Source organism: Helicobacter sp. 11S02629-2, assembly GCF_002272875.1.
Taxonomy (GTDB): domain Bacteria; phylum Campylobacterota; class Campylobacteria; order Campylobacterales; family Helicobacteraceae; genus Helicobacter_I.
The window spans coordinates 1-13,705 of sequence record NZ_MLAN01000012.1 but is presented as its reverse complement, the minus strand read 5'-3'; the positions used below and the strand labels follow the sequence as shown (position 1 = coordinate 13,705).

The 13,705-nt window shown below is 35.6% G+C and carries 13 protein-coding genes; 8 read left to right on the top strand and 5 right to left on the bottom strand.

Annotated elements, in window-relative coordinates; genetic code table 11:
- Window positions 1–7 precede the first annotated feature (7 nt).
- Complete coding sequence (locus BKH40_RS07100; RefSeq protein WP_095278183.1) at window positions 8–229, bottom strand: alkylphosphonate utilization protein; 222 nt, start codon at window positions 227–229, stop codon at window positions 8–10.
- Window positions 230–326: 97 nt separating this feature from the next.
- Between BKH40_RS07100 and BKH40_RS07095 the strand changes: the two genes are divergently transcribed.
- The 7 genes from BKH40_RS07095 to BKH40_RS07065 all read left to right on the top strand — a co-directional run bounded on the left by BKH40_RS07095 (window position 327) and on the right by BKH40_RS07065 (window position 6,314).
- The gene (locus tag BKH40_RS07095) at window positions 327–677 is read left to right on the top strand and encodes a hypothetical protein (RefSeq protein ID WP_095278181.1); all 351 of its coding nucleotides are present in this window, start codon (window positions 327–329) and stop codon (window positions 675–677) included.
- A gap of 161 nt (window positions 678–838) precedes the next feature.
- Window positions 839–1,414, top strand: a complete 576-nt coding sequence (locus BKH40_RS07090; protein ID WP_095278179.1) for a pyruvate flavodoxin oxidoreductase subunit gamma — start codon at window positions 839–841, stop codon at window positions 1,412–1,414.
- Between the two features lie 24 nt (window positions 1,415–1,438).
- The gene (locus BKH40_RS07085; protein WP_095278177.1) at window positions 1,439–1,843 is read left to right on the top strand and encodes a 4Fe-4S binding protein; all 405 of its coding nucleotides are present in this window, start codon (window positions 1,439–1,441) and stop codon (window positions 1,841–1,843) included.
- Between the two features lie 4 nt (window positions 1,844–1,847).
- On the top strand, window positions 1,848–3,065 hold the full coding sequence (locus BKH40_RS07080) for a 2-oxoacid:ferredoxin oxidoreductase subunit alpha (RefSeq protein WP_095278176.1): 1,218 nt from the start codon (window positions 1,848–1,850) through the stop codon (window positions 3,063–3,065).
- Between the two features lie 19 nt (window positions 3,066–3,084).
- Entirely contained in the window at window positions 3,085–4,029 is a 945-nt protein-coding gene (locus BKH40_RS07075) for a thiamine pyrophosphate-dependent enzyme (protein ID WP_095278174.1), read from the top strand.
- A gap of 537 nt (window positions 4,030–4,566) precedes the next feature.
- Window positions 4,567–5,229: a response regulator transcription factor gene (locus tag BKH40_RS07070; protein ID WP_095278172.1), complete on the top strand. Its 663-nt coding sequence runs from the start codon at window positions 4,567–4,569 to the stop codon at window positions 5,227–5,229.
- A 14-nt stretch (window positions 5,230–5,243) separates the two neighbouring features.
- Window positions 5,244–6,314, top strand: a complete 1,071-nt coding sequence (locus BKH40_RS07065) for a hypothetical protein (protein WP_095278170.1) — start codon at window positions 5,244–5,246, stop codon at window positions 6,312–6,314.
- 316 nt (window positions 6,315–6,630) lie between these two features.
- On the opposite strand, the gene BKH40_RS07060 is transcribed toward BKH40_RS07065, so the two are convergent.
- The 4 genes from BKH40_RS07060 to BKH40_RS07045 form a co-directional block, all read right to left on the bottom strand.
- The gene (locus BKH40_RS07060; RefSeq protein WP_095278167.1) at window positions 6,631–7,608 is read right to left on the bottom strand and encodes a KpsF/GutQ family sugar-phosphate isomerase; all 978 of its coding nucleotides are present in this window, start codon (window positions 7,606–7,608) and stop codon (window positions 6,631–6,633) included.
- A gap of 5 nt (window positions 7,609–7,613) precedes the next feature.
- Window positions 7,614–10,025: an RNase J family beta-CASP ribonuclease gene (locus BKH40_RS07055; RefSeq protein ID WP_095278166.1), complete on the bottom strand. Its 2,412-nt coding sequence runs from the start codon at window positions 10,023–10,025 to the stop codon at window positions 7,614–7,616.
- A complete protein-coding gene (gene rsmA, locus BKH40_RS07050; RefSeq protein ID WP_095278164.1) occupies window positions 9,995–10,798 on the bottom strand; it encodes a 16S rRNA (adenine(1518)-N(6)/adenine(1519)-N(6))-dimethyltransferase RsmA in 804 nt (267 codons plus the stop codon). The genes BKH40_RS07055 and rsmA overlap by 31 nt, the downstream gene beginning before the upstream one ends.
- 126 nt (window positions 10,799–10,924) lie before the next feature.
- Window positions 10,925–11,524, bottom strand: a complete 600-nt coding sequence (locus BKH40_RS07045; RefSeq protein WP_095278162.1) for a phosphatase PAP2 family protein — start codon at window positions 11,522–11,524, stop codon at window positions 10,925–10,927.
- Between the two features lie 515 nt (window positions 11,525–12,039).
- Here BKH40_RS07045 and BKH40_RS07040 point away from each other — a divergent pair.
- A partial coding sequence (locus tag BKH40_RS07040) for a methyl-accepting chemotaxis protein (RefSeq protein ID WP_095278160.1) occupies window positions 12,040–13,705 on the top strand: 1,666 nt, incomplete at its 3' end.

Below are 13,705 nucleotides of genomic sequence, written 5' to 3'. Positions count from 1 at the left end.
TCTTAAGTCACACTTTTTTTAGAAAGCAAGTTTTTAAAACTATGACGCCACACTTATCTACTTTTGCTTCTACTTCGCCCTCGTTTCCATTTAAACGTATATTTTTTATAGTAGTGCCCCTTTTTATGGTTGCTTTTGCCCCACTAACTTTTAGGTCTTTTATCACACTTACGCTATCGCCATTTTCTAAAGTTGCACCATTACTATCTTTTACTTTTAAGTCTTCCATTTGCTTGCCTCTTTGTAGGATTTGATAAGGTGAGATTATATATAAAGTGTAAAGATTATAAAATGTTAAAAATCTATTATTAAAAAAAGTGTTTTATATGATCTTTGTTTTTATTGATTCTAAGTGTGATATCTGTCAAAACTATCAAAAATTTATGAGCATGAAAAAAAGACGCGAGTTAACTTTTATAGATTTAAGAGACAAAGCCAAAGTAAAAAACATCACTCCTAAAATCCTACTTTTAGATCCAAACAGCGGCATGATAGTTTATGATGAAGGTAAAGATTTATTATTACAGGGCTACTTAGCACTTAGTTACTTGCATGCTAAAAATAGATTCCAAATCTTTGCAATAAGGATAATCTATCTGCTTTTAAAGCTAGTTAGAAAGGTGATTTTAAGGCTTAAAAGAGTTAGAGATATAGACTTTAAAAATGCCCAGAACTAAGCATATTTTCTTATATTTGGCTTAAAATGAACAAAACATGTTAAAATTCCCCATACAAAAAAATTAGTTTTATGATGTTTTGATTAGGTTTTAAATGTTTGTGGAGCTAATATTTTAGTATTGAATTACATTTACCCAACCCAAAACCACAGGAGTTAAAAATGTTAGAGATAAGATGGCATAGTCGTGCCGGACAAGGTGCTGTGACAGGTGCAAAAGGGTTAGCTGATATAGTCGCAAGAACTGGCAAGAAAGTGCAAGCATTTGCAACTTATGGCTCAGCTAAAAGAGGCGAGGCAATGGCAGCGTTTGATAAGATAGATGATAAACCTATATTAAATCATGAAAAATATATGTCTCCGGATTATGTTTTAGTTATAGACCCGGGTCTTACATTTATAGCAGATATATTTGAATCAACCAAACCTACCACAAAATACATAATAACTACTCACCTAAGCAAAGAAGAGCTTATAGCTAAAAAACCAGATCTTAAAGATAAAGAATTTTACGTAGTAGATTGCATAAAAATCTCACTTGATACACTAGGTAAGCCTATACCAAATGCCCCTATGCTTGGCGCACTTATAAAAGTTACAGAACTTTCTGGCACGCCTTTATTAAAGTTTGATTTTTTCAAAGAAGCATTCAAAGAAGTTTTAGGTAAAAAACTACCTCAAAAACTAATAGATGGCAATATGTTAGCAGTTCAACGCGCATATGATGAAGTTAAATAACCCAAGTAATTTAAAGGACTGAACATGAAAAATGTACAAAAAGGTTGGAATGAACTAGCTATGGGTGCAGTTGTGTTCCCACTAGAATCTAAAGGCATAGAAAATTTAGACATATACCCAGAAAATAGAAACTATACTGATGAAAGCTCTTATAGCTTAAGCGTATCTCACTGGAGAGTTGATAAACCAGTACACAATGTAGATCATTGTATAAATTGCTATTTTTGCTGGGTGTACTGCCCAGATAGCTCTATCTTAGTAAGAGATGAAAAAATGACTGGTATTGATTATAAACACTGTAAAGGTTGCGGTATATGTGCTGATGTATGCCCTACTAATCCTAAGTCTTTAATAATGTTCCAAGATTTCACAACACAGCAAGAAGCTATAGCAAAATGGCCAGCTAAAGAAAAAAAAGTTAAGGAGTAAGGTTATGGCAAAAGTATATGAACTATTAAATGAGGAAGTTTGGGATGGTAACACAGCTGCAAGCCACGCCCTAAGACAAGCACAAATCGATGTAGTCGCTGCCTATCCGATAACCCCTTCAACTCCAACTATACAAAACTACGGTACTTTTCACAGTAATGGTTATATAGATGGCGAGCTTGTGTTAGTTGAATCTGAACACGCTGCTATGAGTGCTTGCGTTGGCGCTGCTGCTGCTGGGGGACGTGTGGCTACAGCTACTAGCTCTCAAGGTTTTGCTTTGATGGTAGAAGTGCTTTATCAAGCAAGTGGTATGAGACTACCTATAGTTTTAAACCTAGTAAACCGTGCCCTAGCTGCACCTTTAAACATACACGGAGATCACTCTGATATGTATTTAGGAAGAGATACTGGCTGGCTACAACTTTGTACTTGCAACCCTCAGCAAGCCTATGATTTTAACTTAATGGCTTTTAAAATCGCTGAAGATATGAACGTAAGGATACCTACTATTGTAAACCAAGATGGATTCTTAAGCTCTCACACAGCACAAAACGTAAGCCCACTAATGGATGATGTAGCTTATAAATTTATAGGTGAGTATAAAACTCATAATCCTCTTTTAGATTTTGAACATCCTGCAACTTATGGTGCCCAAGCTGAAGAAGACTGGCACTATGAACATAAAGCACAACTTCACCATGCTATCATGAACTCACCAGTTGTGATAAAAAAAGTTTTCAAAGAGTTTGCTGACTTAACTGGTAGAAAATATGACCTAATAGATACTTATAATATGCAAGATGCAGAAGTGGCGATATTTGCCATAGGCACAAGCTATGAATCTGCAAAAGTTGCAAGTGATACTATGAGGGCAAAAGGCATAAAAGCTGGTGTTGTAACAGTGCATGTTTTGAGACCTTTCCCTTATGCTGAGCTTCATGATGCCTTCCAAAATGTAAAAGCTATAGCTATTATGGATAAGTCAAGTCCAGCAGGTGCTATGGGCGCTATGTTTAATGAGATATCTGGCGCTTTGGTTAATGGCAAAAACCGTCCATTGCTAACTAACTATATCTATGGACTAGGTGAGAGAGACTTAACTCAAGTTGAACTATGTGATATCTACTCTCTTATGAACGAAGATGTTAAAGCTGGTAAACTAACTCACGCTACTCAGCTTTTCATAGGTCTTCGTGGTGCTAAAATGGGCTTTAATTAAGACTATAAGGAAGTGAAAAATGACTAAAGAAATAAAAAACTTAAAACAGTTTAGCAAAACAGCTGAAAGATTTGAAGGTGCGCATTTACTTTGTCCGGGATGTGCTCATGGGATGATAGTAAGGGAAGTGCTAAACGTAGTAGATGGCCCTATAGCTATAGGTAACTCAACAGGATGCTTAGAAGTTTCAACTGCAGTTTATCCTCACACTGCTTGGGATATACCTTGGATACACATAGGTTTTGAAAACGGTTCTACTGCTATATGTGGTGCTGAAGCTATGTATAAAGCCCTAGCTAAAAAAGGTCGCTACACAGGCAAAAAACCAAAGTTTGTAGCTTTTGGTGGTGATGGTGCTACTTATGATATAGGATTCCAGTTTATTAGTGGGTGCTTTGAAAGAGAACACGACTTTACTTATATCTGTGTTGATAATGAAAACTATGCTAACACTGGTGGTCAAAGAAGTAGTTCAACTCCTATGGGAGCAAGCACATCTACAACTCCAGCAGGAAGCACTAGCTTTGGTAAAAAAGAGCACAAAAAAGACATGATAGCTATCATGGCAGCACATGGCGCACCTTATGTAGCACAAGTTTCTCCAAGTAAATGGAAAGATATGAGTGCTAAGATAAAAAGAGCCATAGATACTGAAGGTCCTTGCTTTATAAACGCAGTTAGTGCTTGTACTACTGAGTGGAAGTTTGATCATAATAAAACTGTAGATATTTGTGATCTTGCAGTTGATAGCCACTTCTTCCCACTTTATGAGATTATAAATGGACATGAGTTAAATATAACTTATAGACCTAAAAACGTAGTACCAGTAAGAGATTACCTAGCTGCACAAGGAAGATTTAAACACCTTTTCAAAAAAGAAAATGAACACATCATCGACATCTTACAAAAAGAAGTAGATGAGAGATGGGAAGCGCTTCAAAGAAGAGAAGAAGCTAGAGTATAGCTTTTAAACTTATGCATTTTTAAGTCCCTTTAAGGGGCTTGGGCTTTAGCCCTATTTATTTTATCCTCCTAGCTTATCCTCCTAGCTTTGTCCTCTTTACTTTATTCTTTTTATTTTACTTTATTCTTTTTATTTGGCATTTTATTTATACTTTATCACTATGTATGAAAAGATTAGACTAGGCATATTAAGTCTTTTTATAAATACTTATTATTTTTCATAGGCTTTAGATTTATCATTTGCCCTATTTCTGGGGGTTAATTTCACTTATAAAGATAATTTTTTATTTATAATTTAACTCTAAAAAGAACTATTCTTTATACTTTTAGATGTAGACTTACTTAAAAGTGTAGTCTTTCCTAGCCAAAAGTAGAAAAATGCGTTTTATTACACTTTATGTTTTGTTAAAAATAGTTTTAGTTGTCAAAATGTGCATAAAATAAGACTTTATGTTTTATCGTTGTGATGCTTTTATAGTTTTATATAAAAACTAGCACTTAAGCAGTAATCTTAAATCTAAACAAAGGAAGTAGTGATATGAGTAAAATACTATTAATAGAAGATGACTTAGATATGCAAACGCTTATCAAGACTTATCTTAATCAAGCTCACTTTAATGTCATAAGCATAGTATCACCAACAGAAGCGCTTGATATCATACAAAAGGAGAGCATAGACTTAGCCATACTTGATCTTACTCTTCCTGAGATGGATGGCTTAGAGCTTTGCTGCAAGATTAGAGAGATGTCTCAGATACCTATAATAATCTCAAGTGCTAGAGATGACACTTTCAACAAGATTCAAGGCTTTAACCAAGGTGCAGATGATTATATAGCTAAGCCTTATGAGCCAGCTGAACTTATAGCTAGGATTAATGCACTCTTAAGACGCTTTAAGCTTAGAGAGATGGTCTTTGACACACTTTCAATCGACACTGAAAGGCGTGTAGTTCGGTCTAATAATCAAGTAGTAGATCTCACCATCACGGAATTTGATATACTAATATTCTTGATAGAAAATAGGCTTCAACCTATAAGTCGTGAGAGGATAGTTGGAGCAATAAGCGCCATACATGAAGACACAGGTTTAAGAAGTATAGATACCCATATAAGGAATCTCCGCTCAAAGCTAGGTGATAGCGCTAAAGAACCAAAATATATTCAGTCTGTATGGGGTATAGGATATAAATTTTGCATTTAATAAAGGTTATATAAATGAAGTTTTTTAAAGCGATACTACTCTCACTTAGTCTTAGTAGTGTACTTTTTGCAGGTGTGGATGGCACAAGTCCTATGGGCATGAATCCTACTAACTCTATGGATATGAATACAAGCAATATGAACACAGGGGCAGTGACGCAAGATAGTGCACAAGCTTCAGCTATAAAAGAGCTTAAGGCTTTAGCAGACACTATGGGTTCTTTTGTAAACTCTATGCCGCCTTATATAGCACCTAGTTTAAATCACGAGTTAAGCATCTTTCTTGCAAGTGTTGGCTTAAAGCAGAGTGACTTAAAGTGCGAACTAAAAGGCAATAAGGCAACTTGCAATATAGGCGATGATGTAAAAAAGAAAAACTTTATACAGGACTTTAAGGCTGAAGAAAATATTAATAAAACACAAATAGATTCTAACTTGCATCTTACGCTAGATAAAAGGTCTGACTTTTATGCTTCTTTAAGAGATAGTCTAAAACCTTTGATACCCAATAAGTTAGAGTGCAAAAATGTAAATAAAATCGAAAATCTTGAATATAAAGCAAACTCAAACTGTAACTTTAGTGCACCTAATGCCACCTATAAAATGGAAGTTAGCGGATATAAACATGATGAAGCTTATAAGCACGCTAAGGTGTTTGATAAAGCAAAGTCTGAAGCACTAAAGATGCCAAGTGATTCTAGGATAGATAAAGTAGATCTTATACTTGATATGGGCATTATTAAAACTACTATTTTAGAGTTTATGAACAGTGGGAACAACAGCGGTCAAAAAGTGGACTTTAACTCAGCTGTAGCTGGTTTGCAGACTATAAGTATGATGATGATTCCGCAATTAGTAACTGACCCTAATGCCATAGCTTTTATGAATGACTTAGCTAATCAGTTCTTTTTAGCCCTAAGATCTAATAAGAAAAATATCGAGATAAAGATAGTAGAAAAACCTTCTATGCATAACGTAAGTGTTGACATGGTACAAAAACCTGCTAATGAGCTTACAAATGAAGACTTAAACAAAGGCTTGAAAATCTTTGCAAGTCAGTATGACTTCAAGATAACTAGTTTTTAGCCAAATATTAAGATTTTCCTTATAAATATTTTATTACCACGTTGTAGACTTTATGGTCTACTTCTAGCATAATGCAATATCACTTAGTAAGAGATATATGCTTAAATTGTTTGCTAAGAAAGCACGCAGAACGCGGCAACTAAAAGAAGTGGTTTACCACGCTGTTATTGCATACTTTTAGTGTAGTGCGTACTCCTAGTGTAATAGAAGATAGGGTGGTTTTTTAGTATATATATACCACCATGAAGCTTACTTGTAAGCTGTGATAGTCCTTATGCTAATCTTATACTAGCTACATTTGCAAAAAAGAAGATTCCTACTTTCTTTTAGGCATAAACCCAGCACTTACTAAAGTGTGTATATGCAAGATTCCATCTACTTTAGAATCTTTGTCTATCACTACTAAAAGTTGGATCTTATTAAACTCTAATATTTTTAAGGCATCAATTGCTAGCATGTTTTTATCATCTATAGTTTTTGGATTGACATTAGCAAAAAGTAGTGCTGGACTATTTAGATTAAAGTCTTCTCTAGTCATAGCACGCCTTAAGTCGCCATCGCTTAAAACTGCTTTTAAACCCCCCTTAGAATCCACTATAAGGCAAGAGCCAAGCTTGCACTCACTCATGACAAGTACGGCATCTTTTAGGCTAGTATCTTCAGTGATGATTGGAAGGCTAGTTGTTTGCATCAAGTCTTTTACTTTGACAAAGAGGGCAAGTCCAAGGCTACCACCGGGGTGAAATGAAGCAAAATCTTTTGCCCTAAAGTCTTTTTGTATCATAAGAGAGGCATTTAAAGCATCAGTTATAGCAAGGGTTAGGGTTGTAGAAGTAGTAGGGGCTATGCCTAGAGGGCAGGCTTCTTCTAAGTTGCCAAGTGGCAAGATATAGTCATATATCATCTTAGAATCTCTATCTTTAGTTATAGCAACTATCTTTACTCCTAGTCTTCTTACATGTGGCAAGACTTCAAGTAGCTCCTTGCTTGCACCACTATAACTTATGGCTATAAGGCTATCTTTTGGACTTAACATGCCAAGGTCACCATGCATGCCTTCAGTAGCGTGCATAAATACACTTGGTGTCCCAGTGCTTGACATAGTAGCAGAGGCTTTTTTGGCTATAAGTGCAGACTTGCCTACACCACAAAAGACAACCTTGCCTTCTGTGTTTAAAAGTAGTGTCACTATAGCACTAAGGTCTTTTAAGTCAGCATGCTTGACATAGTCTAAAAGGCTGGCTGCTTCTTTATTTATAAGGCTTAAAAAGTCTTTATCTATGTTTGCTTGCATGGCTTTTAGTCTTTATTAAAAACATCTAGCAGCTCTTCATGTGTGTGGAATCGTCTCTCACTCCTTTCACCCTTATCAGCTTGCCTTTCACTTCTTTCACTTCTTTCAGGCTTTTCACTTCGCTCACTTCTGTGAACTCTCTCACTTCTTTCAAATCTTTCGTGTTTTTGGGCTGGTTTTTCAGCTCTTTCTTTTTTCTCTACTTCAAGATTTTCATCTTCTTTAGATTCTATAGCCTCACTTTTATGAGCCTTTCTATGCTCTCTAACTTGCTCTTTTGGAGTTTGCTGAACTTCGTTAGTAAAAAAAGCATTTATCAATATGGCAGGGTATTTTTTAAACTTCTTGAAAAGGAGTTTTCTAAAAAAGCTAAAAAGGTCAGCTTCAAAGGCCTTAGAATCTTTAAATACAAAAGGCTTTGCTACCTCTATATGTGCAAGTAAAGCTTCAAAACACTCTACTGCAAAGGCTTCTTCTTCTTTTTGATTTAAGATTCCAAAAACATTTATCTTATGACTTAGGACTTCTTTACTTATATTATCAAACCTTAAAGTTAGTACAAAGATTCCATCTTTTGAAAGTGCGTTTCTTTCAGTGACTACTTCTGCATCTATGTATTTATTAGTATTGTTATCTATAAAGCCTTTGCCAGTTTTTACGTGTTTTACTGTTCTCATATAGTTTGGATTAACTTCTATCTGGTCGCCATCTTCCATTAAGATGATATTTTTTTCTAAAACTCCACAAGATATAGCAGTCTGTTTATGGCGGGCTATATGGTTAAACTCACCGTGTACTGGCAAGAAAAACTTAGGCTTTACAAGTCTAAGCATAAGCTTTTGTTCTTCTTGGGCAGCGTGTCCGCTAACGTGGATTTCACTAAAGTCTTGGTAGGCTACCCTTGCACCTGCTTTCATTAAAAGGTTTAGTATGCTAGAGACTGAGCCTTCATTACCCGGGATGGCTTTGGCTGAAAGGATGATTAAGTCTTCTGGTTTTATGTTTATATGTCTATGGTCATTAGTGGCCATCCTATAAAGTGCACTCATAGGCTCTCCTTGTGATCCAGTAGTGACTATTAAGACTTCATTATCAGGGAGAGTGTTTACCTTGTGTGCGTCTATAAAGATGTCATTAGGCAAGTCTATGTAGCCTAACTCTCTTGCAAGATCTAGGTTTTTTTCCATACTCATGCCTATGACTGCTACTTTTCTTCCATACTTGATTCCATGTAAGATTGCTTGATAGACCCTATGTATATTAGAAGAAAAAGTACTCATGATAACTCTTCCTTTAGCACTTTGGAAGAGGTGGTCAAAAGCTGGACCTATGCTTGCTTCACTAGGAGTAACGCCGGGCTTATGGGAGTTAGTAGAATCACTAAGCATAAGCATAACGCCCCTTTCACCATAATATGCTAGGCGGTGAAGGTCTGTAGGGAGGTTATCAATAGGTGTGTGGTCTATCTTAAAATCCCCTGTATGAAGTATAGTTCCAGCCTCAGTTGTGATAGCTAAAGCACTTGCATCTATGATGCTATGAGTTATGTGAATCCACTCAACTTCAAAATCGCCAATTTGCACGGGCTTTCTTTTCTCAACAACGTGGCAGAGGTCACGGCACTTTTTAAGGCCGTGCTCATCAAACTTATTACTTATAAGTCCTAGTGCTAAAGGAGTTCCATAAAGTGGAAACTGCATGATCTTATAAAGATAAGGCACTGCTCCTATGTGGTCTTCGTGGGCATGGGTGATGATGACACCTTTAATCTTGTGCTTTATAGTTTGAAGATAACTAAAATCAGGCACTAAAATATTAACACCGGGCATGTTTTCATCAGGAAAGCTCATACCGACATCTATGACTATGGCTGAGTTTTCAGTTTCAAACACTGTCATGTTGCCACCTATCTCACCTAGTCCGCCAAGTGGAGTTATACGCACACTTGCTTTTGTGCCAAGATTTAATTTATAGTGGGGGTTAAGGCTACTTTTTTGTGCTCTAGTATTAGTTTCTACGCCTTTTTTGAGGTCTTTTTTAAAGCCAAAGTTTCCTTTTTGGTTGAACTTATTAAAGTCTTTCCCTTCGGCACTTTTAGATTCCCTTGGTGACTTAGCCCTTTCTTCGTGTCCTTCTTTATGACCTCTTTCTTCTCTAGGGGCTTTGGTATCTTGTCTATTTTTCCATCTTTTTTGTTGGCTGTTTGTGCCTTCAGCTTCTTCACTGTTAGCTTCTTTTAACTCTTTAAACTTAGGCTTAAAAAACTTTTTTCTCTCTCTTACGTTTTCTTTGCCATCTTTTGGGTTTTCTTTAGTGCTTGCGCCATCTCTTGTATGGTGCGTGCTTCTTTCAGTCCTTACTTCTGTATGCTTTTTTTGACCTTCATTTAGGTCACTTCTTTCGTTGTTGTTTTCCATTTTCCTACCTTTTGTAGTTGATTTAATAAATCTATATATGTATCAGTTGATACTTGATGTGGCCTTATCTGCAGGCTTAGATTAAGTTTGATAAACACTTCTTCTAACTCTTTTTTATCTATCTCTAGATTTTTAAAAAGCATCTTTCTTGGAGACTTAAAAGCCTGTCTTAGCAAAGATTCTAAGTCACTTATAAAGCTTTTAGTCTTGACAAAGTAAATCACAGCAGAATCTACTTTTGGCACAGGCTCAAAGCAGCTTGCCTCTACATCAAAAAGATATTTTATCTCTCCAAGGCTTTGACTTAAAACACTTAGTGCACAAAACTCTTTTTGGCCACTTAGTGCGCAAAATTTTAGTGCTACTTCTTTTTGTATCATCACCAAAAAGCCCTTGCAGTTCTTATCTTTTAAAGCCTTTAATATAAAGGCAGTCGCTACATAGTAAGGGAGGTTAGCTACTAAAAAGTAGTCTCCTTCAAAGATGTTAGTATCTTTAGAATCCATGATGTTTTTAAATCTTATCTCTAAAGATCCATCCTTCAAAGCGCTATCAAACTTAGATCTTAAAGGTGCTTCTAAGTCCTTGTCTATCTCATAGGTTACAACTTTTCCAAAGTCTAAAAGTCTTTGGGTCAAATCGCCCAATCCAGTCCCTATCTCAACGATTTGCAAGTCTTTTGCAAAAGAGGGAATTGATAAGAAGATTCTATCTTTTATAAGAGTATCTTTTAAAAAGTTCTGCCCTAGGTGCTTTTTATGAGAAAAAGACAAAAACCTATCCTTTAGTAATCTTTAACTTCAATTACTTTTTATGCAACACCAAGGCTGTTAAAAAATAGTTCTCTACATTTTAGCTATTTTTTATGTTTGCTGTCAAAGTTGTTTTAGTTTTTGTGCTTAGAATCTCCTAGAAAAGTTTAAAGAATAGACTGTATGTCCATATCCATCATCACCTATAGAAGGCACTGCTATAAAGCTATGATACCTAGTTGTAAAAAGATAGCCTACTCCCCAAGCAAGTACAGCTCCAGTTACTACTTGGGCTATAGTATGTCTATGGGCTACTACGCGGGAAGCGGCTACTGCAGTAGCTAGGAGTATGGCTGGAAGCCCTGGCTTCCAGCCATACCTATAAAATATATAACTAGCACCTGAAAAAGCCCCAGCTGAGTGACCACTAGGCATACCTTTATAGTCGTGTCCTCCATCAGGACGACGGCTTAACTCCCTAGGGTGACCAAGTCTAGCACTTAGTTCAAAACTCCTTTTACTAAGCTCTACTACACCTTGAGTGACTAAGCTTCCAGCTAGGACTTGCCCAAAGCCCTCATAGTCTTGCATAGCAAGACTTGCTATACCTGCATACAAAGGAAGCAAAGTAAAGACATCACCAAAGCCTCTAAACCACTCAGAGCCATTAAACCTTGCGATATCGTTTGCTTTTACGCCTCCAGCAAAAACGAAAAAAAGCATAAAAAACAATAAAATTTTTTTCATGAAGCCCTAATTTTGCATATAAAATTTTAAAAATTTTATCTTAAATAATTTTGTATAGTTTGAAAAGCACAGCTTAATCAACTTTAGTTTTTATAGAATCAAGTTTAATCTTTGCTTCAATGCTTAAAACAAGCTTTATAAATCTAAAATTTAGCTTAGAATCTAGACTTTTAAAGAATCTAGATTCTAAAAAACTCCTATCTTTAGGGGTTGTTATAAATTAAATGCAAAAAATATAGACTTAGACTTACTAGCTTAGCTAAAAAGGTAAAATCGCATTTTGCACCACTAGGGTGAAACTCTTAAATATTTAAGAGTATCTTTACTTGCACTATGTATGGCTAAAAATCAAGTTACTTTTGATTAGATTTGATATATATTTTGGCGTAAATGTGACATAATGGAAGAAAACTTTGTTCTCACTTTTATATAGTTTATGTTCATTTGTGCAAGTTTGATTTTTCTAGTGGATGTAGATTAGATAAAGGGCATATATCCTAAAGGAGCTTTTAGTAATGAAAAAGCAGATAAGCTTAAAAGTCGCAGTAGTAGTCGTTATAGTTACTTTTATAGTGATGTTAGTCTTAAGCATAATAGCCGCGGTAAACACTAGCAACGCTATGAATAGATCTATAAAACAAACATTAAGCCTAGCATCAGAAAGTATGAGTACCTTGCTTCAAGGCAAGATAACGCAGTCAAGTACTTCTATGAGTGTAACTGCTTCTAAGGCAAGTAATGTCATAGGTCACTGGGGTATGCTTCCTTCATCTTTAGTCGCACCAGAGGTAAAGTCTTTAAATAACGCTTCAGATGCAGTACTAAGCTCTCTAATCTATGCTAAAACTAAAACTGATGATCCAAGATATGTAGCACCTGATGGCAACACTCTTTTAAGGGTTATAAGTAATGCAGATGGGGATTCTACTTTTGTTAGCAATAAGGAAGCTTTTAATGAGATAGAAAGTAGCTCAGTTATAAGGTCTGCACTAGAAGGTAAGATAAGTATGGGTAGGCCTGCTGTAAAGACTATAAATGGCAAAGAGTACAACATAGTTCAGCTAGCAGTTCCTATTATTAAGGATGGGAAAGTTATAGGTGTAGTAGCCCAACTGCTAAATTTGCACTTTATGCAAAAGATAATAAGCGATATGACAGATATCCCAGAGGGTGATATCATAAGAAGTGCTAGTAGGTATCTTATATATGATGGCGTGGCTGTTGTGTCTAATGTAGCTAGTGATAGCTCTAAACGTATAGGCGATATAAGGCTATTTTCAGGCTATAAAGGCTTTGATTCCCTCCAAACCCATTTTGCTAATGGAGATGACTTTTATGAAAAGATAAGCTCAGATGGCACAGGCTACATCCTTGTTAATAACAGCTTTAAGCTTGATAAGTTTGGCACTTTGTGGAATGTCTTGGTTGCAGTGCCAACATCAGTTGCACTACATCCTCTAACCACCCTAATTTGGATCATAGTCATAACTGCCATAGTAGCCATCATCATCATAGTCTTATTCTTCTACTTCTATATAGATAAAGCCTTTATAAAAAGAGTAAGAAATATACAAGCTACTTTAATAGATGCCTTTGCTGTTATAAACCATGAAAAAGCCATACATATAAATAAATTAGATTCTAAATCTAAAGATGAACTAGGAGTTATATCTAATGTTATTAATGAAGCTATGGATAAAACAAGAAACTCTCTCTCCAAAGACTCTTCAGCAGTATCACAAGCCCTAGAAGTAGCTAAGACTATAGAAGAAGGTAATCTAAGTATACGTATAACTAAAAACCCTGCTAATCCTCAATTACTAGAACTTAAAGATGTACTTAATAATATGTTAGATGTATTAGAAACTAAGATAGGAAGTAATATGAATGAAATAGAAAGAGTATTTGATAGCTATCTTAGATTAGATTTCTCTACTTCTGTATTAGATGATAAAGGTAATATAGCTAATAAAGGTAGTGTAGAAAGAGTAACTAATGCCTTAGGAGAAGAAATAAGAAAGATGTTAAAAAGTTCTTTAAGCTTTGCTTCTTTACTTAATGAAGAAGCTAAAAAGCTAAATACACAAATTACTAATCTATCAACTAGCTCTAATGCACAAGCTTCTTCTTTAGAACAATCTGCTACTGCTATAGAAGAGATAACTCAGTCTATGCAAAATG